24 protein-coding genes are annotated in these 25,405 nt (G+C 41.7%); 14 read left to right on the top strand and 10 right to left on the bottom strand.

Annotated elements, in window-relative coordinates:
- Positions 1-41 precede the first annotated feature (41 nt).
- The 4 genes from I8751_RS25675 to I8751_RS25660 all read left to right on the top strand — a co-directional run bounded on the left by I8751_RS25675 (position 42) and on the right by I8751_RS25660 (position 8,822).
- The gene (locus I8751_RS25675) at positions 42-530 is read left to right on the top strand and encodes a hypothetical protein (RefSeq protein WP_404800454.1); all 489 of its coding nucleotides are present in this window, start codon (positions 42-44) and stop codon (positions 528-530) included.
- 111 nt (positions 531-641) lie between these two features.
- The gene (locus tag I8751_RS25670) at positions 642-2,216 is read left to right on the top strand and encodes a DUF11 domain-containing protein (RefSeq protein ID WP_225894417.1); all 1,575 of its coding nucleotides are present in this window, start codon (positions 642-644) and stop codon (positions 2,214-2,216) included.
- Entirely contained in the window at positions 2,213-5,926 is a 3,714-nt protein-coding gene (locus I8751_RS25665; RefSeq protein ID WP_214441919.1) for an Ig-like domain-containing protein, read from the top strand. The genes I8751_RS25670 and I8751_RS25665 overlap by 4 nt, the downstream gene beginning before the upstream one ends.
- A 103-nt stretch (positions 5,927-6,029) precedes the next feature.
- Complete coding sequence (locus I8751_RS25660; RefSeq protein ID WP_214441918.1) at positions 6,030-8,822, top strand: DUF11 domain-containing protein; 2,793 nt, start codon at positions 6,030-6,032, stop codon at positions 8,820-8,822.
- Positions 8,823-8,824: 2 nt separating this feature from the next.
- Here the strand turns inward: I8751_RS25660 and I8751_RS25655 are convergent, their stop codons facing one another.
- The 4 genes from I8751_RS25655 to I8751_RS25640 all read right to left on the bottom strand — a co-directional run bounded on the left by I8751_RS25655 (position 8,825) and on the right by I8751_RS25640 (position 11,472).
- Complete coding sequence (locus I8751_RS25655; RefSeq protein ID WP_214442014.1) at positions 8,825-9,085, bottom strand: MoaD/ThiS family protein; 261 nt, start codon at positions 9,083-9,085, stop codon at positions 8,825-8,827.
- A gap of 89 nt (positions 9,086-9,174) precedes the next feature.
- The gene (locus I8751_RS25650; RefSeq protein ID WP_214441917.1) at positions 9,175-9,798 is read right to left on the bottom strand and encodes a J domain-containing protein; all 624 of its coding nucleotides are present in this window, start codon (positions 9,796-9,798) and stop codon (positions 9,175-9,177) included.
- Between the two features lie 297 nt (positions 9,799-10,095).
- Positions 10,096-10,689: an ATP-dependent Clp protease proteolytic subunit gene (locus tag I8751_RS25645; RefSeq protein WP_214441916.1), complete on the bottom strand. Its 594-nt coding sequence runs from the start codon at positions 10,687-10,689 to the stop codon at positions 10,096-10,098.
- 120 nt (positions 10,690-10,809) lie between these two features.
- Positions 10,810-11,472 (bottom strand): ATP-dependent Clp protease proteolytic subunit, encoded by a 663-nt coding sequence (locus I8751_RS25640; RefSeq protein WP_214441915.1) that lies wholly within the window; start codon positions 11,470-11,472, stop codon positions 10,810-10,812.
- A 252-nt stretch (positions 11,473-11,724) separates the two neighbouring features.
- Here I8751_RS25640 and I8751_RS25635 point away from each other — a divergent pair, with 252 nt between their 5' ends.
- From I8751_RS25635 to I8751_RS25615, 5 genes are all read left to right on the top strand, one after another.
- Complete coding sequence (locus tag I8751_RS25635; RefSeq protein WP_214441914.1) at positions 11,725-12,981, top strand: vWA domain-containing protein; 1,257 nt, start codon at positions 11,725-11,727, stop codon at positions 12,979-12,981.
- On the top strand, positions 12,978-14,258 hold the full coding sequence (locus I8751_RS25630) for a vWA domain-containing protein (protein WP_214441913.1): 1,281 nt from the start codon (positions 12,978-12,980) through the stop codon (positions 14,256-14,258). Before I8751_RS25635 ends, I8751_RS25630 begins: the two co-directional genes overlap by 4 nt.
- 187 nt (positions 14,259-14,445) lie before the next feature.
- Positions 14,446-14,799: a hypothetical protein gene (locus I8751_RS25625; protein ID WP_214441912.1), complete on the top strand. Its 354-nt coding sequence runs from the start codon at positions 14,446-14,448 to the stop codon at positions 14,797-14,799.
- Positions 14,800-14,865: 66 nt separating this feature from the next.
- A complete protein-coding gene (locus tag I8751_RS25620) occupies positions 14,866-15,135 on the top strand; it encodes a hypothetical protein (RefSeq protein ID WP_214441911.1) in 270 nt (89 codons plus the stop codon).
- A 115-nt stretch (positions 15,136-15,250) separates the two neighbouring features.
- Positions 15,251-16,087, top strand: a complete 837-nt coding sequence (locus I8751_RS25615) for an Rpn family recombination-promoting nuclease/putative transposase (protein ID WP_214441910.1) — start codon at positions 15,251-15,253, stop codon at positions 16,085-16,087.
- A 122-nt stretch (positions 16,088-16,209) separates the two neighbouring features.
- Here the strand turns inward: I8751_RS25615 and I8751_RS25610 are convergent, their stop codons facing one another.
- Positions 16,210-17,286, bottom strand: a complete 1,077-nt coding sequence (locus tag I8751_RS25610) for a PIN/TRAM domain-containing protein (protein WP_214441909.1) — start codon at positions 17,284-17,286, stop codon at positions 16,210-16,212.
- Positions 17,287-17,537: 251 nt separating this feature from the next.
- On the opposite strand from I8751_RS25610, the gene hemW reads away from it, so the two are divergent.
- The 3 genes from hemW (at position 17,538) to I8751_RS25595 (ending at position 20,644) form a co-directional block, all read left to right on the top strand.
- Positions 17,538-18,734, top strand: coding sequence for a radical SAM family heme chaperone HemW (gene hemW / locus I8751_RS25605; RefSeq protein ID WP_214441908.1), 1,197 nt, complete (start codon positions 17,538-17,540; stop codon positions 18,732-18,734).
- Between the two features lie 196 nt (positions 18,735-18,930).
- Positions 18,931-19,761, top strand: coding sequence for a tryptophan synthase subunit alpha (gene trpA / locus I8751_RS25600; RefSeq protein ID WP_214441907.1), 831 nt, complete (start codon positions 18,931-18,933; stop codon positions 19,759-19,761).
- Positions 19,762-19,996: 235 nt separating this feature from the next.
- Positions 19,997-20,644: a heterocyst differentiation related protein gene (locus I8751_RS25595; protein WP_214441906.1), complete on the top strand. Its 648-nt coding sequence runs from the start codon at positions 19,997-19,999 to the stop codon at positions 20,642-20,644.
- A gap of 101 nt (positions 20,645-20,745) precedes the next feature.
- Here I8751_RS25595 and ureC read toward each other — a convergent pair whose 3' ends face one another.
- From ureC to I8751_RS25570, 5 genes are all read right to left on the bottom strand, one after another.
- Positions 20,746-22,461, bottom strand: a complete 1,716-nt coding sequence (gene ureC, locus I8751_RS25590) for an urease subunit alpha (RefSeq protein ID WP_214441905.1) — start codon at positions 22,459-22,461, stop codon at positions 20,746-20,748.
- Positions 22,462-22,470: 9 nt separating this feature from the next.
- Complete coding sequence (locus I8751_RS25585) at positions 22,471-23,007, bottom strand: DUF1349 domain-containing protein (RefSeq protein WP_214441904.1); 537 nt, start codon at positions 23,005-23,007, stop codon at positions 22,471-22,473.
- 8 nt (positions 23,008-23,015) lie between these two features.
- Positions 23,016-23,321 (bottom strand): urease subunit beta, encoded by a 306-nt coding sequence (locus I8751_RS25580; protein WP_214441903.1) that lies wholly within the window; start codon positions 23,319-23,321, stop codon positions 23,016-23,018.
- A 21-nt stretch (positions 23,322-23,342) separates the two neighbouring features.
- Positions 23,343-23,645 carry an urease subunit gamma gene (ureA, locus tag I8751_RS25575; RefSeq protein ID WP_214441902.1) on the bottom strand — a complete coding sequence of 101 codons (303 nt, stop codon included), beginning with the start codon at positions 23,643-23,645 and terminating at the stop codon, positions 23,343-23,345.
- Positions 23,646-23,778: 133 nt separating this feature from the next.
- A complete protein-coding gene (locus tag I8751_RS25570; protein ID WP_214441901.1) occupies positions 23,779-24,618 on the bottom strand; it encodes an urease accessory protein UreD in 840 nt (279 codons plus the stop codon).
- 183 nt (positions 24,619-24,801) lie between these two features.
- Here I8751_RS25570 and I8751_RS25565 point away from each other — a divergent pair, with 183 nt between their 5' ends.
- Together I8751_RS25565 and I8751_RS25560 are read left to right on the top strand one after the other, a co-directional pair.
- Complete coding sequence (locus tag I8751_RS25565) at positions 24,802-25,032, top strand: type II toxin-antitoxin system HicB family antitoxin (protein WP_214441900.1); 231 nt, start codon at positions 24,802-24,804, stop codon at positions 25,030-25,032.
- A gap of 7 nt (positions 25,033-25,039) precedes the next feature.
- Positions 25,040-25,267, top strand: a complete 228-nt coding sequence (locus I8751_RS25560) for a type II toxin-antitoxin system HicA family toxin (protein ID WP_214441899.1) — start codon at positions 25,040-25,042, stop codon at positions 25,265-25,267.
- The last annotated feature ends 138 nt before the right edge of the window (positions 25,268-25,405 follow it).

Here is a 25,405-nt window from a genome sequence, read left to right as displayed (position 1 = left end):
AAAGCGATCGCCTAATTAAAAATTTGACTCTTAATCAACCCATTCCCAAAGGCATATGGCAATCGGGAATTGTAAACGCTCAAAATGTTAAAACTCAAGGGCAAATACAATTGCGTCTAGATGCTGAAAAGCAAGTGTTGGCAACAGATCAGCAGGGTAAACAAAGCAAGAAGTGGGAACCTTTAAAAGGTCAAGCTGTAGTGCAGCCAGGAGATATGTTGCGTTATACCCTGAGTGGTGAAAACAAAAGCGATCGCCTAATTAAAAATTTGACTCTTAATCAACCCATTCCCAAAGGCATGATGTACGTGCTGAAGTCTACTAATGTCACAAACAACGCCAAAATTACTTACAGCATTGATAGTGGACGTAGCTTTGTAGAGAATCCCACTATTAAAGTTACCCTCCCTAACGGCAAAGTAGAAACTAAACCAGCGCCAGCAACAGCTTACACCCACATTCGCTTACTGATTCCATCTGTCGCAGCTAAGACCACAGTCAAAGCAACTTATCAAACCCAAGTGCGGTGATTTACATCGTCAGTCTGCACACGAAATATCAACTTAATACTAAACTCCCTTTTCTGAGTTGGAAAGGGAGAACAGGGCAATTTAAATTATGTATTTATACAGAAAAATGCCTTGATTAACAAAAAGCAAGGCATCTTAGAGGAGATTAATTTAGTGTTACGTCCTCAAAAACAAAAGCAGATAACTTCTCGCATTGCCTGGAATAATTGGTTCACAGCAGCTGTTATTATCGGAAGTTTATTACATATAAATACACCAATAAAAGCGCAACAAATTAATAATCAGGGTGTGTCTACACCTATAACCAATCAAGCTAGTTATACCTATATAGATCCTGCTACTACATATAAATATCAAGGAATTTCTTCTCAAATAAATTTTAATCATAACCCATTGATTGATCCATTAGGACGGATATTAGGTTGTGCCGGGACACTTTTACCTGACTATACAGGTTTTTCAGTCAGTGTCTATGAACCTAACCCTAATGATCCAACAGGAACAGAATTAGGACAATTAGTTTCCCTGACACGGACAGAGTTACCTGATATTCCTAACAATAATGTTCCTGGTGGTAAAGCGCCAAATATTGAAAATAGTAACCCTTACTTCCTAACAAATAATCCTGCGGGAGTCTACAATTTTTTACTCGATCCGAGTAAAGGTCAAATCAATCCCGGTAAAACCTACATTTTTGTAGTTAATCCAACGTCAAATTCTATTTATAAACAACGACGTATTAAAATTCAAATTCTTGATAGCACTGGCACACAAGGTAATAATATCGTCCGGTATGTAGCTATTTCTTTAGATGGTCAGCCAATTAATCTTACAGGTGAAACCAGAGTAGAAAGTTCAGTTGTCTTGATTCCTAATGCCGAAGTTGTAGGGCTGGACTTATTAGCCTTTGAATTTACTACAAATATGTGTCAAGGGAATCAGTTGCAGATTATCAAAACAGGCGATCGCGCTGCTGCGGAACCTGGAGATACGGTCATCTATCGCTTGTCAATGAGAAATCTAGCTGATGTTGGTTTGAACAATGTAGTAATTACCGACAATCTTCCTTTAGGATTCAACTTTTTACCTAAAACTGTACGGGGAGAGTTAGATGGTCAGCCAGTCGCTATCACTTCAGAACGCAATGGTTCTACTTTGACATTCCGCACAGATATCACCATCCCAACAGAGAAAGTCTTAAATATTGCCTACGCTGCTCAACTCACAGCCGATGCTTTGCGGGGTACTGGTCGCAACAGTGCGATCGCTAATGTACTACGGGCTGATAACGGCTTTAGTATCAAGGATGGCCCTGCAACTCACCAGTTAAAAATTCGACCAGGAATTGTTTCTGACTGCGGCATAATTATTGGTCGTGTGTTTGTTGATAAAAACTTTGACGGTGAACAGCAATCTGGTGAGCCTGGGGTTCCCAATGCAGTAATTTACACCGAAGACGGCAACCGCATTACCACAGATCCTAATGGTTTGTTCTCCTTAGCCAATGTCTTACCTGGAAATCATACAGGTGTATTAGATCTCAGCAGTCTTCCCGGTTATACCCTAGCTCCCAATCGCAAATTCCGCGAACGCAATAGCCAATCTCGCTTAGTGCGTTTAGAGCCTGGTGGATTAGTACGCATGAACTTCGCAGTTACACCCACCTTCCAGGAGCAAGTTAAATGAACCCTAGGCTGCACCATGCAACTACTTTTAATCTGAAATTGTTGGGGGCAATGCCAGTAGCTCTCGGTCTTGTTTTGTATCCTGCGACAGTCAAGGCGGAATTCACTAGTAAATACCTTGATTCTCAGAGCGAACCTTTGCCAGCAAACACAACCATCGAGGCTCAAGAACAAGAAAACAAACTTGCTGAAAGTAGCATAGATTCAAATTCTTCCCATCTTTTGGAAAGTTCCCAGCAACAATTTCCACCTCTTGAATTTCCCGCAACTTCTTCAACTCCAAATATCCAGCCAACTAAAACAGAAATACAACCATTTCAACCAGCAACTTCTATTCAATTACCTAGAGGCTTACGCAAAGTAGCACAAATAGCCGAAGACAAAGAAACAATTCCCTCCACTTTCCCAGCAATCAAAATCCTCACACCAACGCCTAACACTGTTGTGGATATTCCAGCGATGACGGTGATGTTGCAATTTCTTGCTGGTAGTCAGGTGGAATTGCGAATAAATGGCACTTTAGTAGATCCTTCCTTGGTTGGACGAACGGAAACTGATGTTACTACCAACTTGATAACGCAGACATGGTATGGTGTCTCCTTAAAAGAAGGAGTAAATACCATTGCTGCACAAATTATAGGAAGTACAGAATTGCCTATAACAATGCAGGTAGTAGTACGAGGAGCGCCACAACAACTCAAATTAGCCACAGTTGAGTCTCGTATCCCTGCTGATGGACGTTCTATAGCTACCATCAAGGGTCAACTCATTGATGCAAATGGTAATCACTCTAATCGAGATGCTGTTGTGACTCTTACAGCCACGGCTGGGGAGTTTGTAGGGGCAGACTTCAAGCCTGATCAACCGGGATTTCAGGTGGAGGCGAAGGCGGGGCAATTCACAGCTAGTTTGCGATCGCATCTCAAGGCCGAAACTGTCACAATTCGGGCAACCACTAATAACTTAGAAGCCTTTACTCAACTGCAATTTGAAACGGCACTACGTCCCAGTTTGGTGAGTGGGGTTGTAGATCTACGTTTGGGGGCTAGAGGTACAAATTATTACGGCAGTTTTCGTGATTTTTTGCGTCCTGACAAAGACATCGGCATCCAATTAGATTTTAATTCAGCGGTATTTGCCACTGGTGCGATCGGCGAGTGGTTGTTTACAGGTGCATATAACAGTTCTCGCAGCCTCAACGAAGATTGTGATTGTAATAATCGCTTGTTTAGAAACTATCAATTTAGTGAACAAAACTATCCTGTCTATGGTGATAGCTCTCAGGTTGATGTGATCACACCTTCAATTGATAGCGTATATCTCCGGTTTGAGCGTTCAACTGGTATTCCTGGAACTACACCCGATTATGCAATGTGGGGTGACTACAACACCGAAGAGTTTGCTCGTTCATCACAGCAATTTACGGCAATTACTCGCCAACTCCACGGCTTTAAAGCTAACTACAACTTAGGAAATTTTCAAATAACAGGCTTCTATGGCAACCATTTAGAAGGATTCCAACGAGATAGTATTGCTCCTGATGGTACTAGTGGCTATTACTTCCTTTCTCGTCGGATTCTCGTTCCAGGTAGTGAAAATGTCTTTATTGAATTAGAAGAACTGAATCGTCCTGGTACTGTATTGCAACGCGAACAGTTGAACAGAGGCCCAGACTACGAAATCGATTACGATCGCGGTACTCTATTATTCCGCGAACCCATCCTTCGCACCGATATTGATGGAACTGGACAAGTATTAGTACGTCGGATTGTTGTGAGCTATCAATACGACAGTCAAGATTCTGATAGCAATATCTATGCTGGTCGCTTGCAATATAACCTTTCTCGTAGTCTGAATAATGAAAGTTGGTTGGGTGCAACTTACGTTAGAGAAAATCAGGGTGTGCGTGATTTTGAACTTTATGGCGCAGATGCCATGATTTCTCTGGGTTCCCAGGGCAAATTAACGGCAGAATATGCCCATTCCACAAATGATTCTCACCTGATGGGACGGGTACGTGGTGAAGCTTATCGTTTGGAAGCAGAAGGAAAAATTACCAATGCAATTCAAGGTCGTGCTTATTATCGCTATGCCGATACAGGCTTTGCTAATAATGCCACCATTAGTTTTGTACCCGGTCAAACTCGTTATGGGGCAAAGCTTACAGCCAAATTAACCTCAAGTACTAACGTCAGGATGCAATACGACCACGAAGACAATTTTGGCATTGCACCCCAACCACTAGATACCTTTGAAGAATTATTTTCACCACGTTTAGAAGCGATTCCTGGTAGTAAAGTTAATAATTCTTTGACGACAATTTCCGCCGGTATTCAACAACGCTTAGGTAAAGCTATTTTTGATGTGGATTGGATTCACCGCAATCGAGAAGACCGTATCCCCAATAGTGCATTGAGCAGTAATTCTGATCAGTTGCGATCGCGTTTTTCAGTTCCTATCGCTAAAAATCTAACTTTTCAAGCGCAAAATGAACTGACCTTATCTTCTGATCAAGATACTGTTTACCTAGACCGTACCATCTTGGGTCTAAATTGGGCTGCAATGCCTGGTGTCAATGTTAGTCTTGCTCAACAGTTTTACACTAGTGGTCAATTTTCGGGTAACTCTATCACTAGCCTCAGTGTCAACGGCGAACACAAACTTAGCTCAGATACTACCTTAACTGGTCGTTACTCGATTTTAGGTGGTGCTAACGAAGTTACTACACAAGGAGCAATTGGTCTAAATAACCGCTGGTCTATTGCTCCTGGTTTACGGCTAAATCTTGCTTATGAACACGTATTTGGTAACTTCTTTGGACGCACCGCAACAGGCCAACAATACGCCCAACCCTTCGCCTTTGGTCAGAGTGCCTCTTCTATCGGATTTAACGGTGGAGATAGCTATAGTGTGGGGCTGGAATATAGTGATAATCCCCAGTTTCAAGCCAGCGCTCGTTATGAGTATCGTACTTCTTCTAGCGGTTCTAACACTGTCATTTCAGCCGCAGCTACCGGTAAGATTTCCCCGGCTTTAACGGCTCTGGTGCGTTATCAACAAGCTGGGTCTTCCAATCAAAAGCTGACTGGATTGGGGGATACAGCTAACCTCAAGCTAGGTTTAGCCTACCGCGACCCCAAAAACGATAAATTTAATGCTTTGTTGCGTTATGAATATCGCAAAAATCCGGCGTTGATTCCTGACACTATTCTTTTAGGTAGTGGTACAGGTTCCGAGGATCATACCTTCGCCTTGGAAACTATTTATGCTCCTAACTGGCAATGGGAATTTTACGGTAAATATGCCCTGCGTAACAGCACTTCTTATATTGCTAGTGATTTAGCTGGTACTAGCACAGTGAATCTAGCCCAAATTCGGGCTACCTACCGCCTCGGATACAGCATGGATTTGGTGGGTGAGGCTCGTTGGATTGGTCAATCTAACTACACAGAGACAGGCTTTGTGGTAGAGACAGGTTACTATTTGAGTCCTAATCTGCGTCTTGCTGCTGGCTATGTATTTGGTAAAGTCGATGACCGGGACTTCTCAGGTACGCGTTCCGCAGGCGGCCCTTATTTGGGTATTACTCTCAAGCTAAATGAGTTATTTGAAGGTTTTGGACAACAAAAAGTTACCCCACCCCAACAACAAGAATCTGTGGTGCAGCCTTTAGTTGATCAAACAAGAGAAGTAGGAAAGTTAAGAATATGAGTTTATTTATACAAAAGCATTTATGTAATTTAACTGGGAAATTAAATTTCAAAGTGAATAATGATTGCAAATACGTTACTTTGGGCAACCTAATCAAAAAACTATGAAAAAGCCATTAACAATTAGCCCCAAAAAACTATGGCTGAGTAGCCTGGGCTTTTTTTTGTGTATTTTAGGAAATAATATCCAACCTAGCTGGGCTGAAGGCAGCAAAGAGTTAATTTCTAATGGCGGATACAGACCTTACGTAGAATGGTCAGATTTAACAATAGCAGGTATTATTCGCAGAACCACACTGAAAGTTTATGTGGAAGCAGGAGAAACAGTTAATCTTGGCTCTAGTGTGCATACTAGTTTCTCAAACCCACAAGATATCGTTTACCGCAGTCCTTTTGGTGGTCAAAATGGCTCTTGTGATGTTCTGGCTACTGGTTTTGGTTTCATTGACACCCTTGCCAAAGAAACGGCTGGCCCTTCACCTAATAGTGGTGGCTATACCCCTTGTAAGTTTGTCGCTACAGAAACTGGTATTTACGAAGTTGAATTTCGTTCTCCGAATACAAGTGGTTCAGGTAATCCGCCGCCAATAGCCACGACGGCAGCATTTTCTACAAATAATACTCAACTTTCAGGGGTAGCTGCTTGGGATATTACAGTTCGAGATAGTAATAATGTTACTAAAACAGGGCGAATATTTACTAACTACATCGCTATGAATATGGGGGCAAATGCCAATGGTAGCACTCCCATAGCACTGAAATCTAAGCTTTATATTCAAACTAAAGATGGGTATCGATACGAAACTGACATGAATGGAATCGATCCCTTTGGCTTCATATTTTTTGCTAATAGCCGGGGATATATTGATAAAACTAACAATAGTACTCTTTACCATAGTGCCGGTGGCGCTACTAATAATAATCTGTTATTTGCTGGGAATGTACGTGTTCAAGATCCCAGCGTTGCTGATACAGCTACTGATATCACCCATTTAGTTTTCTTTAATCGCCCTGTAACAGAAACACTGGTTGCTTTGGGAATTCCTTTAGCAGCAACACCACCAGCTATACCTCAAAATTTCCTCTTTACTGGTGGGACTGGTGGTAGCGGTAATCAGACTTTTGTTGGTGTGGGGGGTAATTTTAGTTTTAATGCGGCTTCTAGCGGTAGTTATCAAATTATTATTGACACCAACACAGACGGTATTTTTGATCCTAGTGTAGATAGAGTACTACAAAATGTGATGTCTGCTGGGCAAAATGTGACCCAGTGGAATGGGAAGGATGCTAATGGGGTAAATCTACAACCTAGAACAGGGAATCAGCCATACAATGCCCAAATTACGACTAGAGGGGGTGAATATCATTTCCCCTTACTAGATGCTGAAAATAACCTTTCAGGATTTAAGATAACTATGGAAAACGCTCCTACTGCTTTTCCTAATCTTGTAGATCAAAATGGACAGCAGATTGGCTCGACTACCATTTATTACAACGACAACAACTATACTACTGCGAATGGTACAGCGATTAACTTAAATCCCACAGGTAGTCAAGTAGCTACTAGCCCGCGTAATGCTGCGAGAGGTATTAATAGTGCGTTAGGAGAGCATGAATTTAGTAATAATTATGGTGACTTTAAGGGGATAGATACTTGGACATATTTTCCTAGTCAAGCAATCACTACTTCCTTGGTAATTACTACTACTACTCAAGCAAATGTCAAAGGAACCAAATCTGTTCGCTTCCTCACAGATAATGATAATACTGGAACAGTAACTGTAGGCGATCGCATTGAATATACCATCACTTACTCCAATTTGAATCCAGGTAATAGCGATGCCATCAACTTTGTTGTTAACGATTTATTACGCTCACAGTTAACCTTTGTGAGTGCAGCCATTATTGCAACTTCGGGGAATAACATCACACTCAATCCCAGTTACAACGGTACTAGTGTTGTTGCTGTGACAAATTCTGGAACTCTGCGCGTAGGTGATACTATCACCATTAAAATTACTGCCACAATTAACAGTGTCAATGGTGGTAACTCAATTAGTAACCAAGCAAACGCTACTTTCAACACACCTGATAATTCTACGGGAACTGTTGGTACAGTGTTTACAGATGCAGACTCGAATGGCGCTACCAATAACCCACCCACTCTCGGTAATTCGTTCTTGCAAATTACTGATGATGGTATAAACACTGGTAATAATCCTGCTAGTACGGCAGATGATGATCCCACTTTATTTACAGTATCAAATATTATTAGTTCTAATCCTAAGTTGTTGTTAACTAAACGCATTACCCGCATCAATAACCAAGATTTAACTGATATTGTGGATGGTCGTAGTGATGTTGCTAGTAATGCCAACAACTATGTACCAGAACCCTATGCTACTGATGATAGCGATCCTAAATGGCCTGTTGGCTACTTGCGAGGATTGATTAATGCTGGCATTGTCAAACCGGGAGATGAATTAGAATACACCATCTATTTTCTTTCCAATGGTTTGGGTAATGCAACTAATGTTAAATTCTGTGATTTAGTTCCAACTAATGTTAATTTTATTTCTAGTGCTTTTAATGGTATGACTCCTAATGATGGTGGCTTGTCAGGAGTAGATCAAGGTATTGCCTTGGCTGTTGGTTCTACTACACCTACGATATATTTGAGTAATGTTGCAGATGCAGATCGTGGGCGTTTTTATCCAGCTAACGATTCAGCTACACCATTAGCTTGTGGGGCTAACATTAATGGGACTAATCTCAACGGGGCTGTGATAGTTAATATTACACGAAGTCCAGATTTGCCTAATCTACCAAAAGCAACTGGAGCTGGTACACCTGCCAATTCTTATGGCTTTGTTCGCTTTAGAGCTAAGGTGAAATAAATTCACCCACCACTCACAGGGGGAATTAACACCACTTCATCGCCCTCTTGCAGGAGAGTATCTGGTTCGACAAATATTAAATTAATTCCAAAGCGGGTGATGTTACGCCATTTGGTAAGTTCTGGGTGTTCAGCTATAAGGCGATCGCACACTGCTTTGACTGTTGTACCATGAGGAAATTCCAGCGCTAGTTCCGAAACCCCGTAAGCTTCTTGATAAGCAGCAAATAGTTTGACAGTAACTGTGATCGCAGATTTAGACATATAACATGCTTTGGTAATACCAATTCGTAATTCATAATTCGTAATTAAAGAAGTAGAGAATTGGTATAATTCCTGGAATTTATTATACATTAAAAAATCTGCTCTAAGCGCTGGAAGTCGCGTTGCACCTCAAGCCACAGGGCCTTATTATTAGGGTCTGTTTTCAAGGCCTTTTTGAGATAAATTCTGGCTTTAAGTAATTGGTTTTCGGTAATTAACGCTCGTCCCCAAATTTGATAAGCAACGGCCTGCCATTGGCGTACTTCTGTGTCCCCTGGTAAACGTTCTGCTAAAGCTTCCGCCAGGGCGATCGCTTGGGGAAATCGTCTTTCTTTCAAAAACCGTTGTAGTTGCTCATAAGTTTTCCACTTCAGCCGTTGTTCTATTTCCACCAAATTGGGCGGCTTTGGCGTTGGCGGCTTTTCGGTTGTCACCGTGGCTGTTGGTGCTTTTCCTTGGCGCGTAGCTTTAGAAGCATCACGCCCAGATGTGGACGGCTGACGTGGCTGTGAGACTGTTTCCTCTGGAGGCACTACAGTTAAAAGGAGTCTGTAAGCCTCTGTCAAGGCAATAAATTTATCTTTAGCTCTTTTGTCATTTGGGTTAATATCGGGATGATATTGCTGAGCTAAACGTCTGTAAGACGCTTTGATGTCGGTAAAAGAGGCTCCCGACCTTAAACCCAATAAGCGGTAGCAATCTCCAAGATCCATCTTGATCTATATAGCGATCGAAATATGCAGCTTTCGGCTATTCGCTTCCGGCCTTAAGGTTTTAATTATAAAGACTAATCTTCTATTTTATAGTTCACATTTGGCAGTTTTTTCTAGGGGCTAGGGGTTAGGGGCTAGAGACTAGAGAGTAGGAAAGGGATATTTAGCTGTCATTTTTGGGTTTATCGAGTATTAAGGACTACGAAAGAGATTTAATTACAAATTCTTTCAATCCCTAATCCCTAACTCCTAACTCCTAATCCCTAATCCCTAATCCCTAGTTCCTAGTCCCTAATCCTACGGGCGCTCTTCAATTACACGGTCAATTAAACCGTATTCTTTAGCCTCAGCAGCAGACATGAAAAAGTCACGATCCATGTCTTTTTCAATCTTGGCTATAGCCTGACCAGTATTTTGAGCATAAATCTCATTGAGCTGGTGACGAATCCGCAGAATCTCTTTAGCTTCAATTTCGATATCAGTTGCTTGTCCACGGGTACCACCGGAAGGCTGGTGAATCATAATCCGTGAGTGAGGTAATGCCATGCGTTTGCCCTTAGTGCCAGCTGTCAATAGGAAAGATCCCATTGAGGCGGCTAAACCAACGCAAATTGTCACCACATCTGATTTGATGTGTTGCATGGTGTCAAAAATTGCCAAGCCAGACGTAACCATACCACCAGGGGAATTGATATATAAGTAAATATCCTTACCTGGATCGTCTGAATCCAGATACAGCATTACAGCAATAATTTGGTTGGCAATCTCATCATCAATATCTTTACCCAAGAAAATAATCCGTTCTCGGTAAAGGCGATCATAGATGCTAATCCAGTCTGTATACTGCCCTCCGGGCATCCGGTAAGGAACTTTAGGAACGCCTATAGGCATTTTCGTGACTCCGTTTGATAATTAGCAATTAGTTAATAGTCAGTAGTCATTAGTCAGTAGTCATTAGTTAGTGGTTAATAGTAAAAAACAACTGACAACTAACAACTAACAACTAACAAATTAAAGGACACTAGCAGGTAGGGGTGGATTGGCGAGTTCTTCTTTTTCAAAAACTCGGTCAATCAAACCGTATTCCTTAGCTTCGTGGGGTGTCATGTATAACAGCCGATCCATATCTTTGGTAATTTTTTCTGGAGGCTGTCCGGTGGTGCGATGTAAAATATCGACCATCGCGGTTTTGTTTACCAGAACTTCCTTAGCCCGAATTTGAATATCCGTTGCTTGACCTTGGGCGTAGCTTTTGGGCTGGTGCAGGATAATGTTGGAGTGGGGCAAACTGGCGCGACAACCTTTTGTGCCAGCACTGAGGAGCATCGCTGCCATACCCATCGCCGAACCAACACAGATAGTGTGGATGGGAGGCTTGATGTATTTCATGGTGTCGAATATGGCGAAAGCTTCTGTTTCAAAGCCAATGGGATCGCCACTATAACCGGAGGTTCCGGTCGAGTTGATATAGATTTTAATTGGCTTTTCGGGGTCGTCGGACTGTAAATACAGTAGTTCGGCCACGATCAATTCCGTGACAGCTGGCACCAGTGGCATTCCAAGATAGACAATTCTTTCCTTTAATAGTAAGGAAGGCAAATCTGGCGGCGGTGTCCGGTAAAAGTTATCACCGTAATAAGGGGCTTGAACAGCCTTGATGGGGGAAATGTCCATAGCAACTGATCGCCTGAAACTATGCCGTTAACTGTAATACATCCTAGCGTGATGCTAGCTCTCTTCAAGTGCGGATTTCTCTCTAATACTCTAGGGGGCTGAGGATCTGCCAATAAGTAGCTACTAAGATATTCTGAATATATTATCCGAAAATTATTAATGGATTCTGTATTGGCTAGGTTTTCCGTAGCGCTGATGTTGCGGTTTGAAGTTATTTAGAAATATGTATATCTTAACTAGGAAATTTGGGTTATGAAAGTTAACTTGCAGCCTGTCCTGAATGATGGTAATTTGGACGCGAACCAACCGAGTAGTCAACGTCAGTTGGCAATTTCGGTTTCTGCGATCGCCGAAAATCTCGACCGGAATGTACCACTTAATTTATGCTTAATTCTCGACCACAGTGGTTCTATGAATGGACGACCGCTAGAAACTGTCAAAAAAGCGGCGAACCAATTAGTTGACAGACTTAGACCTGGCGATCGCTTGAGTATTGTAGTTTTTGATCACAGAGCCAAAGTCTTAGTACCTAATCAAATTATTGAAGAACCAGAGAAAATCAAAAAGCAAATCAACCGTCTGGCGGCCGATGGTGGGACTGCGATTGATGAAGGTTTACGCTTAGGTATTGAAGAGTTAGCAAAGGGAAAAAAAGAAACAATTTCCCATGCATTTTTGTTAACTGATGGGGAAAATGAACATGGTGATAACAATCGATGTTTGAAATTTGCCCAACTGGCTGCTGGCTATAATTTGACTTTGAACACTTTGGGTTTTGGTGACAATTGGAACCAAGATGTTTTAGAACAAATAGCTGATGCCGGTCTGGGTACTTTATCTTATATTCAAAAACCAGAACGAGCAGTGGATGAATTTAGTCGCTTGTTCAACCGAATGCAAACGGTGGGGTTGAATAATGGTTATTTACTGCTCTCTTTGATGCCCAATATCCGCCTAGCAGAACTCAAACCTATTGCTCAAGTTGCTCCAGATACAATTGAGCTACCAGTACAGCAAGAAGCTGATGGACGTTTCGCTGTCCGTCTGGGAGATTTAATGAAAGATGTGGAACGGGTGATTTTAGCTAATATTTATTTAGGACAGTTGCCAGCAGGTAAACAAGCGATCGCCAATGTCCAAGTCCGCTACGATGACCCTACCCTAAATCAAAGTGGGTTATTCACGCCCAATATCCCTGTATACGCCAATGTAGTTAGGGATTACCGACCAGATATCAATTCCCAGGTGCAGCAGTCTATTTTAGCATTAGCCAAATATCGACAAACCCAGTTAGCGGAGACGAAATTGCAACAAGGAGATCGTTTTGGTGCTGCCACAATGTTGCAAACTGCTGCCAAAACAGCTCTGCAAATGGGAGATACTGGTGCAGCGACGGTGTTACAAACTTCTGCTACTCAACTCCAATCTGGTGGAGATTTATCCGAAAGCGATCGCAAGAAAACCCGAATTGTCTCAAAAACCGTGTTGCAAGATACCCCTCCTCAATGAAAGTTCAACTGCTATCGACACTAAATGATACTAATGTTGATGTGGCTCAATTGAGTAATCAACGTCAATTAGCGATCACAATTTCGGCTAACGCTGGTGAACTTGATCAGCATTTGCCACTAAATTTATGCTTGATTCTTGATCAAAGTGGTTCCATGCATGGAAAACCAATATCAACTGTGATTCAGGCAGTGGAACAATTATTGGATAGATTGCAGCCAGGCGATCGCATTTCTGTTGTCGCCTTTGCTGGTGCTGCACAAGTCATTATCCCCAACCAAATCATCAACGATCTCGAAAGCATCAAATCTCAAATTAAAAAGAAACTCAAGGCTAGTGGTGGTACGGTAATTGCTGAAGGTTTGCAACAGGGAATTACAGAATTGATGAAGGGGACGAAAGGCGCAGTTTCCCAAGCATTCCTGCTCACAGATGGTCATGGTGAAAGTAGTTTGCGGATTTGGAAGTGGGAACTAGGCAAAGACGACGATAAGCGCTGTCTCGAACTTGCTCATAAGGCAGCTAAAATCAATCTGACTATTAACACTCTCGGCTTTGGTAATGACTGGAACCAGGATCTTTTAGAAAAAATTGCCGATGCTGGTGGTGGGACTTTAGCTCATATTGAGCGTCCTGAACAAGCAGTGGATGAATTTAGCCGTTTGTTTAGGCGCATTCAATCGGTGGGGCTAACTAACGCCTATTTGCTGTTGTCTTTAGTGCCTAATGTGCGATTAGCAGAACTCAAACCCATTGCTCAAGTTTACCCAGATACGATTGAGTTATCAGTGCAACAAGAAGCGCATGGAGGTTTTATTGTGCGCTTGGGAGATTTGATGCAAGATGTGGAACGGGTAGTTTTAGCTAATATTTATCTGGGACAGCTACCAGAAGGACAACAGGTCATTGGACATTTGCAAATCCGCTACGATGACCCAGCAGTAAATAAGCAGGGTCTAGTTTCCCCGATGGTTCCTGTCTATGCAAATGTGGTAAGGGCATATCAACCTGCTGTGAATGCACAGGTGCAACAATCTATTTTGGCATTAGCAAAGTATCGTCAAACTCAGTTAGCTGAAGCGAAATTACAACAAGGCGATCGCACTGGTGCAGTTACTATGTTGCAAACAGCTGCTAAAACTGCCTTACAAATCGGAGATACTGGTGCAGCTACAGTTTTGCAATCTTCCGTCACTCGCCTACAAGCTGGAGAACAACTTTCACAAGCAGATTTGAAGAAAACTAGGATTGTATCAAAGACAGTTTTACAAGAATAGCTGGTCAAAGGAGTGTATTGTCCGCCTGTTATTAAAATGTCTGCTTCTTTGCAGAGGTAATTGTTTTTTGCAAGAACATAAAGGCATAATAAGTCTCATAATTTAAAATACTAGTATTTATGTTTATATAGAAAAAATAACTGTTTGTATAATCTAAATAAGATGTATTTTTTAAACAGGAAAAATATTGAAACCTAAAGTTATTTTACTGACAGCTAGTCTATTATTAACCAGCGTAATTATAGTAACAAAAATAGTACAAGCCCAAAATAATCAGAATAATAATGTACAGACATTGGCATCACGCAAAAAGACAGAAACCGAACTGATCAGTATTGCCGAAGCTACTTTAAAGGTAGAGAATGATATTTTGGTTAATGGTAATATTGAAACTGCTTTAAGTCGCAATCCCCGCGCCTTAAGGGTAAGAGAAGCGCTCATCAAACACTTTGAAAGAATATTGGAGCGTCGAAAATTTTTAACTGCTCGTAAAATTGGTTTTAGAGGCTTTCAGACAATGCTGGAGGTAGAAAATATTTAAATAAATGGAGATACAGCAACTTTAGAGGCAACAGAAAAAACTGTTCACGATTATGACTTGTCCATTATGCCTCTTGATACTCCTAATACAACAGAATATTACACAGATCATCTGTTCACTTTTGTTTTACGTAATGGTCAGTGGGAGCTTTCCTCAGATCAATTACTGAATGTACCTAGTCCGCCTACCAAGCCTGATAAAAAATCAGTTCCAGTTGATCCGAGTATAACTCCAGCAGATCCTCTAGCTCCTCCAACAGATATAAAGTCTAATTTAACTTCTCTACAGGCAGCCTTAGCCTCGAAAAATATTTTTATCATTTTGAGAAGTTCCTAGATTGATTCTGCTGTTCCTAAACAGTTTAAAAAGTCTGCATTAAATTTTCAAATATTAGCTCTAGCCCTTTTAGATTATGGTTTCTATGCTGTATTGCTTATGATAAAATCACAGAATGTTTGACAACATCTGCAAATTTTTGGCTGAAAACTTCTCTACTGACTTCGCCACTTGGTTGTTAGGAGAACCCATCACCTTAACTGAACTAAGTCCCCAAGAGTTGTCCCTTGAACCCATACGTGCCGATGCATTACTTTTACTACAGTCAGCACAAAATGTATTGCATTTAGAGTTTCAAACTCAGGCTAATGCTGAAATCCCCTTTCGGATGCTAGATTATCGCGTTCGCGTTTATCGTCGCTTCCCTCAAAAGGCAATGCATCAAGTTGTGATTTATCTTAAGTCAACAAATTCAGACTTGGTTCGGCAAAATACATTTACTATTCCTCAGACACGCCATGAATTTCAAGTTATAAGGCTTTGGGAACAACCAACAGAGATATTTTTAAGAACGCCCGGACTTTTACCGCTTGCAGTATTGAGTAGCACAGTTGAGCCAGAATCTGTACTTACCAATGTAGTCCGACAAATTAATAATATGACAGAATTAAGAACTCAAAGTAATCTGGCTGCTTCCACAGCAATTCTAGCTGGTTTAGTATTAGATAAAGAGGTCATTAGAAAAATTATCAGATCAGACATTATGCGTGAATCAGTAATTTATCAAGAAATTTTAGAAGAAGGCAAAGCCGAAGGTAAAGCTGAAGGTAAAGCCGAAGGTAAAGCTGAAGGTAAAGCCGAAGGTAAAGCTGAAGGTAAAGCCGAAGGTAAAGCCGAAGCTTTACTTGGAGTGGCAAAAAATCTCATTAATACGGGTATGCCACTAGAACAGATAGCGACAATTACAGGATTATCAATGGAGCAGTTACAAGCAGAATTAGGAAGCGATTAAGGCTAATGAATTTTGTCTGCGCTTGCTTGACTAATTCTCTTAAACCTCAAAAAATAATCGGTGCAGTAAACCTGCACCGATTGATCGCACAATTTAATTTGAATTGCACTTGACATTTTCCCTCATGCCAATGCTGAAGCTTGGGGTTTGGCAAAAATCATTCGTCCTGCTGAGGTTTGTAAAGCGCTGGTGACTACTACTCGCACTTCAGCACCTACATAGCTACTGCCTTCTTCAACAACGACCATAGTACCATCATCCAGGTAGCCAATACCCTGACTAGGTTCTTTACCTTCTTTGAGAACCTTTAAATCCAAGTTGTCGCCCGGTAGATAACTAGGACGAACGGCATTCACGAGGTCATTAACATTCAAAACAGGTACTTTTTGTACGCTGGCTACTTTAGACAAGTTGTAATCATTGGTTAGCAATGTACCATTGATCTCTTGGGCAAAGCGTACTAATTTGGCATCTACTGTGGCAATATCTTCGTAATCAACAGGGTTGATCAAGATGCGATCGCTGTAAGCTTCTTTAACACGGTTAAGAATCTCTAGCCCACGCCTTCCCCGCACCCGCTTTTGGTCTTTACTCGCATCAGCTACTTGTTGCAATTCTTGCAATACGAATTGTGGCACAATAATCACTCCTTCTAGAAAACCTGTTTCTAGGAGTGCTTCAATACGACCATCAATAATACAGCTAGTGTCTAAAACTTTGGTATTGGCGGGTTTTAATGTCCCTTCCGCTACCATTGTCTCCACGGTATTGGGATTAATAAACCGCAATAAGCCTCGCCCATGAGTATCTGCTAAATTCATGCCAGTGACAGCAAGTATAATACTGCCGACAACTGCCACTAGAGGCTTAATAAATCCAAAATCTGGCGGGATGGGTAGGAGAAATAGTGGAGCTAGCATTAAGTTAGCTAGCAATAGCCCAATTACTAAGCCAATGGCGCGAGTTAAGATCATTTCCAGCGGCATATCTCGGACTTGTGCTTCTAGGCGACGGTATGTCGTTTGAAAACTTAGCCCGATCGCACCACCAATAATAGCGGCAAAAACGGCAACAACTAAGCGTAAAGCTTCTATGTTTGTTACCCGATCTAGCGAGCCATTGGGTAGTAGTTCGATGCTGTAGAACCCTATTCCCGATGCTGCAAGGATAAATGAGATAATGATAATAGCGTCAAGCATGGTTGTCTTGTTTTCCTGCGACTGTTTTACCCGATAAAGTCAAGTATTTTTCATTTAACCTGTATATAGAGATTAATCAATATTGACTTACACTAGGCTTTTAAGCAGGGAATATCTGCAAATATTATAACCAAAGTGTTTTCTCTTCATATTTTTCCTAATTTTGTTGCAAAACGATAAAAACTTGTAAAAAACTATTTATTTTCCTTATTTTTAATTCTTTCGTTGGATTAATTTCCTTCTTTTTTACAATGACTCAAAAAGTTAATGTTTCTAGCGTTGCAAGTTCTGCTTATATACATATTCCTTTTTGCAGACGGCGGTGCTTTTATTGTGATTTTCCCGTGTTTATAGTGGGCGATCGCTCACGTGGTGAAACATCTGGTACTATCTCTCAATATGTTGATGTGCTATGTGAGGAAATTGCGATCACACCAGCCTGTGGTCAACCACTGAAGACAATTTTTTTTGGTGGTGGTACTCCATCGCTGCTATCAATAGAGCAGTTGCAACGTATAGTGGGAGCGCTAGAAAAGCGTTTTGGGATTGCTCCTAGAGTAGAAATTTCAATGGAAATAGACCCAGGCACATTTGATTTAGCACATATAACAGGCTACCGTAGCGTAGGTGTGAACCGGGTAAGTTTAGGTGTACAAGCCTTTCAGGAAGAATTATTGCAAGTTGCTGGGCGATCGCACTCAGTGGTAGATATTCTTGCATCTGTGGAACTAATCCACCAAGTCGAGATTCCCGAATTTAGCATAGACCTAATTTCTGGGTTGCCGCATCAGTCTTTAGATCAATGGCAAGATTCCCTAGACAAAGCAGTGACAATTGCACCGACTCATATATCCATATATGACCTCACTATTGAGCCTGGGACAGCTTTTGGTCGTTACTACAAACCTGGTGACAGTCCTTTGCCCACAGATTTAACCACAGTCAAAATGTATCAAATGGGGCAGCGGGTTTTGACCAATGCAGGTTATGAGCATTATGAAATTTCTAATTATGCTCAACCTGGCCATCAATGTCGGCATAATCGAGTTTATTGGGAAAATCAACCTTATTACGGCTTTGGTATGGGTGCAGCCAGTTATGTCCAGGGTAAACGCTTTACTCGCCCACGTAAAACTAAAGAATATTACCAGTGGGTGCAAGATTTGATTACTAATGGTGGCGTAATTAATTGTGAAGTGACACCACCAGATGAGATTTTGTTAGAAACCTTAATGTTGGGGTTGCGTTTAGCGGAAGGTGTGAGTTTATCCATTTTGGCTGAGGAGTTTGGAGAAGAGAAAGTAAAGAAGATTCAGAAGCTTTTAGAGCCTTACTTTGAAAAAGGTTGGGTAAAAATTATCGGCGGTAGGTTGCGGTTGAGTGACCCAGAGGGATTTTTATTTTCTAATGTTGTGTTGGCAAAATTATTTAGCGGATTGGAGGACTAAAATAATTCATAATTCGTAATTCGTAATTCGTAATTCGTAATTCGTAATTCGTAATTCGTAATGATGCTGCACTGTACTAGTAGGCTTTCTGCTTAAGAAGTTGTAAAGTGATCATCTATGAGTCAAAAGTCAAGAGTCAAGAATATAGGAGTTGTTGACCACTGACCACTGACCACTGACCACTGACCACTAACAAATGACTGCAATTTCCGATCGCTTTGAAACCCTACGAAGGAATCAAGAATGCGCTTTGATTCCATTTATTACCGCTGGCGATCCAGATTTAGCAACAACAGCAGCAGCGTTGCAAATTCTAGATCGCAATGGAGCCGACATCATTGAACTTGGTGTTCCTTACTCTGATCCTCTGGCGGATGGCCCAGTGATTCAAGCCGCTGCTACCCGCGCCTTGCAACGAGGTACAAACTTGGATCAAGTACTGGAAATGCTCCAAGCAACTACTCCCAAGTTGCGATCGCCTATTATTCTGTTTAACTACTACAACCCAATTTTGCATCGAGGAATTGACAAATTTCTTCAGCAAATCGCCGCCGCTGGGGTCGCTGGATTAGTAGTACCTGATTTACCTTTAGAAGAAGCCGCAGGCTTGCTACAACCAGCCAGTAAAATAGGAATTGATTTGACTTTGTTGGTTGCTCCCACCAGTTCTGCCCAAAGAATAGAAGCGATTGCTCGTGCTTCTCAAGGATTTATCTATTTGGTTAGTGTTACAGGTGTCACTGGGATGCGATCGCAGATAGAAGCACGGGTGCCAGATTTATTACAAAAAATTCGTGGCGTTACTGATAAACCCATCGGAGTCGGCTTTGGAATTTCCGAAGCATCGCAAGCCCAGCAAATGAGAGAATGGGGAGCAGATGCGGCGATCGTCGGTAGTGCTTTTGTAAAGCGGTTAGCCACAGGAACACCAGAACAGGGACTAAATGCGATCGCTGAATTTTGTCAAAGTCTCAAAGCAGCCATCAAAAAAACGGACGGTAGCAAGAATACTCCTCTTGATGATTGAGAAAAAGTAGATTAAAAAAGTATAACAGCGCAGTTTTTTTACCCTTGGTTGGTGGACAATTTGACGGATATAGTCTTGAATATTAACAGCAGATATAAGGCTGTAAAAAAACTAGCTGATACGGTCGCTTATAGTTTGAGTTATATGTGAAGTTGAGTAGGCGAAAAAAGATGAGTGTGAGAGTGAGTCAGTCACAAATTAATTATAGTTACGTCGCGCTTGAGGGACAAAAGCGATGAGTGAAAGTATGGCGTTCATCGGCGGAGTCGCCGTAGCTGGGCTGGCGGCTCTTGTTTTACTTAAGGGGACAAATACTCCCCTGCAATCTAACTTCGCTGTTTCTCCGCAAATACCAGCGACGATGGTAGCGCCCCAAATGCAGCAACCAATGTATCCTTACGGGCAATCACCATATTATCCTAATCCCCAGCCTCAGCCCCCTGCTGCTCCTAATCCTGAACAACGCGTGGAAATGGAACGTGTAACCATGCAGTTGGAGCGTTTAAAAACCGACAACGAGCAGCTGAGAGCGCAAAATCAACAATTTCAGAGTCAATTACAGACTTACATCAATCAGCAACAGGCACAACTCGCCCAGCCGAAAGCTTTACCAGAAGCCCTACAACCTCAAACTCCTTGGTGGTCTTCACCGATTGTCTGGGCAGTGGGAGGCGCGACTCTAACTATTGGTGGTGGCGTTGTTGTTGCTGGTGTACTGGCTTTATTCTCGCCACGGCAGCGTCCTAGCCGTACAGTGCAAGTAATTCACCCATACCAAAGCCACACGCCACCTTTAGCCCCTGTACGTCGCACTGAGTTTCTGCCCCCTTCTCATGTAGAAGCAAGAAGAGTTGAAACCCCGCAATACGACGAAATGCACTAACAGTAAAATACTCCTAGGCAAGACAAAGCATGAAGTAAGAAATATACAGAGCAAAACTGTAATATTATCGCCTTGATGCTTTGTTTTTTGGGTAATTATCCTTAAAACAAGAAATACCTTTGCGCCATTGGCAAAAATGTTGCGGGTTCACAAACTAGCAACTCTCCATCTGCCCTAACTTGATATGTTTCGGGATCTACTTCAATGTGAGGTAAAGCATCATTTAGCTTCATATCCCGTTTACTCAATTGGCGTGTCCCGGAAACCGCAACTACTGCTTTTTGCAAACCCAATTGTGCAGCAATGTCTCTTTCTAAAGCTGTTTGCGAAACAAAGGTTAAGGATGTGGCGTGACGCGCCCCGGCAAAACTGCCAAACATCGGTCGCATCTGCACTGGTTGCGGTGTGGGAATACTGGCGTTGGCATCACCCATCTGTGACCATGCAATCATGCCGCCTTTAATTACTATCTCTGGCTTCACACCAAAAAACGCTGGTCGCCACAAACATAAATCTGCAAGTTTGCCTTCTTCTACTGAACCTACATACTGGGCAATTCCATGAGTAATTGCAGGATTAATAGTGTACTTAGCTACATATCTTTTTGCCCTAAAATTGTCTGCTTTTTCGTCTGTTCCTTGTGGGTTAAGAGTTCCCCGTTGTATCTTCATTTTGTGGGATGTCTGCCAAGTACGAATTATCACCTCACCTACTCGTCCCATTGCTTGAGAATCAGAAGCAATCATACTAAATGCGCCTAAGTCGTGCAAAATGTCTTCGGCGGCAATGGTTTCCCGGCGGATACGGGATTCGGCAAAGGCGACATCTTCAGGAATCCCCGAATCGAGGTGATGGCATACCATCAACATATCCAGGTGTTCTTCTAAAGTGTTGACAGTATAAGGGCGCGTGGGGTTGGTGGAAGATGGCAAAACGTTAGTTTGGCTGCAAACTTTGATAATGTCTGGCGCGTGTCCGCCGCCTGCACCTTCAGTATGGTAAGTGTGGATGGCACGATTTTTGAAAGCGGCGATCGTATTTTCCACAAATCCAGCTTCGTTGAGGGTGTCTGTATGAATCGCTACCTGTACATCATACTCATCGGCAACACTAAGACAAGTATCAATTGTTGCGGATGTAGTTCCCCAGTCTTCATGCAATTTTAAACCCATTGCACCAGCTTGCACTTGTTCTACAAGTCCTTGGGGTTGACTAGTATTGCCTTTGCCCAAAAACCCTATGTTCACAGGAAAAGCATCCGCAGCTTGTAACATCCGGTAAATATTCCAAGGGCCAGGAGTGCAGGTAGTGGCATTTGTACCTGTAGCGGGGCCAGTACCACCGCCAATCATCGTAGTAATACCAGAAGCGATCGCCACTTCAATTTGTTGGGGACAAATAAAATGAATGTGGCTATCAATTCCGCCAGCCGTGAGAATCATTCCTTCTCCTGCTAAGGCTTCAGTTCCAGGGCCAATAATAATATCTACATTATTTTGAATATAAGGATTTCCAGCTTTACCAATTTTGAAAATTTTGCCATCTTTAATGCCAATATCTGCTTTGACAACACCCCACCAATCAAGAATTAAGGCATTAGTAATAACTAAATCTACCGCCCCATCAGCATTAGAAATAGGTGATTGTCCCATTCCATCCCTAATAACTTTACCGCCGCCAAATTTCACTTCATCGCCGTAGGTAGTAAAGTCTTGTTCAACTTCTATAAATAATTCTGTATCTGCAAGCCGGACGCGATCGCCTACTGTTGGCCCATAGGTTTCGGCATAGGCACGGCGATCCATTCTGTAACTCATAACTACTCCTTACAAACTGCGAATTTGGAATTTTTCAAACCTCATCGGAAAGCCATTTCCTTCAGGTGAGGCACACATTATGCCTACACTTACGGTTTTCACTGGAGTTAGATACGCTAGCCGCAGCATTTGGTAATCAGTGCCATCTAAAGAGTATTGCACCTCTACAGCCGTATCACATCGAGTTACACGCATCCAAATCGCAGGCGGATTATGTGGCATCGGTACAACAGACCAATCTGAATAGTCGCGTGTTACCACAGCGCTAACTTGTTGCACATTATTGACAAATTCAATTCCACATTTTAACCAATTAAATTCATCTAAACGTACCATTAATCCAGCTTGATCGTACAACTCTTGATACTCACCACTGACCTTTACTTCAACAATAAACTCACCTTGAACTTGTTGATAAAAAAAGTGACCATTATCTCTAATGAAGCCATAGTGGGTTTCCCGCCAAAAATCTGTTTTTGCACCAGAAGTGATAGCGATCGCTTCATCTATTACTTCCCAAACAGGTGGTTCATTGTACCATTCCATTTCCATAGCTATAGAGAACCATTAATTTTACCGTTGAAACCATAGACTTGACGACTACCAACTAAAGCAACTAATGTCACTTCTTTTTCGTCGCCTGGTTCAAAACGGACTGCGGTTCCGGCGGGGATATCAAGACGCATTCCTCGTGCTTGTTCTCTATCAAAATTTAAAGCAGCGTTGACTTCATAAAAGTGAAAATGAGAACCGACTTGAATCGGGCGATCGCCTGTATTAGATACTTGTAATTTGATAGTTGGACGATCAACATTTAATTCAATTTCACCAGTTGGTGTAATAATTTCCCCAGGAATCATAATAAATTAAAAATTTCCAAATTAACGAATTGGATTATGTACTGTTACCAACTTTGTGCCATCAGGAAAAGTTGCTTCTACCTGTACTTCATGCACCATTTCTGGTATTCCTTCCATTACATCATCGCGTGTTAATAACGTTGTACCGTAATTCATCAATTCTGCTACAGTTTGCCCATCTCTTGCACCTTCTAAAATACCAGCAGAAATATAAGCAATTGCTTCTGGATAATTCAGTTTCAAACCTCTTTCTTTACGTCTTTCTGCTAATAGTGCAGCAGTAAAAATCAGCAGCTTATCTTTTTCCTGGGGCGTAAGTTGCATTATTCTCTCCTTCTCTGTGTTCTCTGTCTTGAAAAGTTTGTTACGGAGGGAAACCAACGCCACTTGCTACAAGTCGGGGAACCCGCCCAAAGCAGTGGCTCCTACTGACAACTTTTCGCTGCGCCTCTGCGGTTCAAACCTGCCAAACTCTTGGTATGCAATTACCACGACTCAAAAAATCAACTCGCAGCATTTGCCAAACATCAATAAACCAGTTTCTCACTTCACTTGTAGAAGAACCACGATATCGACACAAAAATCCATTTTGTAATTGGCTAACCCCTGCTTCGCCTTCACCATTCCACAAATTTCGTGTTTTTTCGATGATTTCTGCTGAAACAGGACTTCCAACCCAAACTAGGCTACCCACTATTGGTTTTCTAAATAAACCGTGGGGACTATGGAAAATATCTTCGCCACCCGGTAGCCATTGCCGATCTATCCACAAGGGAACGCCTTGCTGCCAAATTTCGGTATGCGATCGCCATTCTCCCTGCAAGAATTTTTCTCCTCTAGCACTGCGACCAAACCGAGTAATTTCCCAGCCTAAATAATTAGCTCCGGTTGCTAATTCTACCCGTAAATCTTGCCGATAAATCGCACCATTAAATAAAATTGTTTCCTGTGGCAACCATTCTAAACAAGCACCAGCATCAACTTGTATTTCGATGGTTTGTCTAGCTTGCAAACCATTACTGCGATATATTTTACTGGCGGTGGCTGTGGTGATTAAGGCTTGTGCATCGGGTTGGAGGTGAATGTTAGAGGATAGGCGATCGCCTCCCACAACTCCCCCAGCTGTATGTAAAATTACGCTGTGACAAATTTTTCGACCTTCTGGATAAAATGGGCGTTGTACCTTTAGCGGTGCTTGATGGTGATTGTAAATTAATTGGGTGGTATTTAGGCGATCGGCGTAGACTAAATTAAGTTTGCCATGCCAGCCTTCTGCTGTTTGAGAGTTGCAGGTCATTTATAAAGTCAACATTATTTTTTTGCTAACTTAACTAATGGATAATAATCTCACGCAAAGGCGCAGAGACGCAAAGAAAAACTTTTGATAGATGGAAGGATAAAATGGTGCGATAACCTAAGTTTAGAAAAGAGTTATGATAAATATTAAAGTAATTAAATATGTTTCAACTTTGTATAGCAAATGGAAAGATTATTAAACATCCACATTGAAAAATTACCAGAAGGCGTTTATTTGGCAACATCTGATGAACTTCAAGGTTTAGTAGCTCAAGGACAGACTGTTGCTGAAACTTTAGAAATTGCGCGCGATGTAGCATGTAAGTTAATCGAAGCACAATCTCAGGAGCAAGAACTAGATTATTTGCAACCAATAGCTGAACAATTTAACTATCCTTTAGTTGTAGGTCAGTAGTATATTCATGGGTCGGCTCGCTGGATTTAGCTACAGACAGATTATTAAAATCTTAAAAACCTTTGGCTTTGTTTTTCATCGCCAAGCCGCAGGAAGTCATGAAATCTGGTTTAATCCTGAGACTAATCGTTATACTACTATTCCCAATCATTCTGGTGATATGCCAGAGGGAACATTACGTGCAATTTTAAAGCAAGCTGGTATTCAGCCGGATGATTTTCTTAACCAATGTTGAAAATCAAGATCGCCAAAATGGAGAATTTACAGTTAATGCAGTGCATTTGTAAAAATATTTTAAAAACATAAATAAGGGATATTGCTGAAGTTGATTGTAAAAATACAATTTAGACTTTCATAGTAACTCTTTGTCAAA

The organism is Atlanticothrix silvestris CENA357 (assembly GCF_016056295.1).
GTDB lineage: Bacteria > Cyanobacteriota > Cyanobacteriia > Cyanobacteriales > Nostocaceae > Atlanticothrix > Atlanticothrix silvestris.
Note: the sequence above shows the minus strand (reverse complement) of the source record. Positions and strands in the feature narration are given on the sequence as shown.

What these genes read in the sequence shown, in the direction of transcription:
- I8751_RS25665 (WP_214441919.1), top strand. Translation starts at nt 2,213, where the DNA reads ATGAACCCTAGGCTGCACCATGCAACTACTTTTAATCTGAAATTGTTG.
- I8751_RS25660 (WP_214441918.1), top strand. Translation starts at nt 6,030, where the DNA reads ATGAAAAAGCCATTAACAATTAGCCCCAAAAAACTATGGCTGAGTAGC.
- I8751_RS25655 (WP_214442014.1), bottom strand. Translation starts at nt 9,085, where the DNA reads ATGTCTAAATCTGCGATCACAGTTACTGTCAAACTATTTGCTGCTTAT.
- I8751_RS25650 (WP_214441917.1), bottom strand. Translation starts at nt 9,798, where the DNA reads ATGGATCTTGGAGATTGCTACCGCTTATTGGGTTTAAGGTCGGGAGCC.
- I8751_RS25645 (WP_214441916.1), bottom strand. Translation starts at nt 10,689, where the DNA reads ATGCCTATAGGCGTTCCTAAAGTTCCTTACCGGATGCCCGGAGGGCAG.
- I8751_RS25640 (WP_214441915.1), bottom strand. Translation starts at nt 11,472, where the DNA reads ATGGACATTTCCCCCATCAAGGCTGTTCAAGCCCCTTATTACGGTGAT.
- I8751_RS25635 (WP_214441914.1), top strand. Translation starts at nt 11,725, where the DNA reads ATGAAAGTTAACTTGCAGCCTGTCCTGAATGATGGTAATTTGGACGCG.
- I8751_RS25630 (WP_214441913.1), top strand. Translation starts at nt 12,978, where the DNA reads ATGAAAGTTCAACTGCTATCGACACTAAATGATACTAATGTTGATGTG.
- I8751_RS25620 (WP_214441911.1), top strand. Translation starts at nt 14,866, where the DNA reads ATGCCTCTTGATACTCCTAATACAACAGAATATTACACAGATCATCTG.
- I8751_RS25615 (WP_214441910.1), top strand. Translation starts at nt 15,251, where the DNA reads ATGTTTGACAACATCTGCAAATTTTTGGCTGAAAACTTCTCTACTGAC.
- I8751_RS25610 (WP_214441909.1), bottom strand. Translation starts at nt 17,286, where the DNA reads ATGCTTGACGCTATTATCATTATCTCATTTATCCTTGCAGCATCGGGA.
- hemW (WP_214441908.1), top strand. Translation starts at nt 17,538, where the DNA reads ATGACTCAAAAAGTTAATGTTTCTAGCGTTGCAAGTTCTGCTTATATA.
- trpA (WP_214441907.1), top strand. Translation starts at nt 18,931, where the DNA reads ATGACTGCAATTTCCGATCGCTTTGAAACCCTACGAAGGAATCAAGAA.
- I8751_RS25595 (WP_214441906.1), top strand. Translation starts at nt 19,997, where the DNA reads ATGAGTGAAAGTATGGCGTTCATCGGCGGAGTCGCCGTAGCTGGGCTG.
- ureC (WP_214441905.1), bottom strand. Translation starts at nt 22,461, where the DNA reads ATGAGTTACAGAATGGATCGCCGTGCCTATGCCGAAACCTATGGGCCA.
- I8751_RS25585 (WP_214441904.1), bottom strand. Translation starts at nt 23,007, where the DNA reads ATGGAATGGTACAATGAACCACCTGTTTGGGAAGTAATAGATGAAGCG.
- I8751_RS25580 (WP_214441903.1), bottom strand. Translation starts at nt 23,321, where the DNA reads ATGATTCCTGGGGAAATTATTACACCAACTGGTGAAATTGAATTAAAT.
- ureA (WP_214441902.1), bottom strand. Translation starts at nt 23,645, where the DNA reads ATGCAACTTACGCCCCAGGAAAAAGATAAGCTGCTGATTTTTACTGCT.
- I8751_RS25570 (WP_214441901.1), bottom strand. Translation starts at nt 24,618, where the DNA reads ATGACCTGCAACTCTCAAACAGCAGAAGGCTGGCATGGCAAACTTAAT.
- I8751_RS25565 (WP_214441900.1), top strand. Translation starts at nt 24,802, where the DNA reads ATGGAAAGATTATTAAACATCCACATTGAAAAATTACCAGAAGGCGTT.
- I8751_RS25560 (WP_214441899.1), top strand. Translation starts at nt 25,040, where the DNA reads ATGGGTCGGCTCGCTGGATTTAGCTACAGACAGATTATTAAAATCTTA.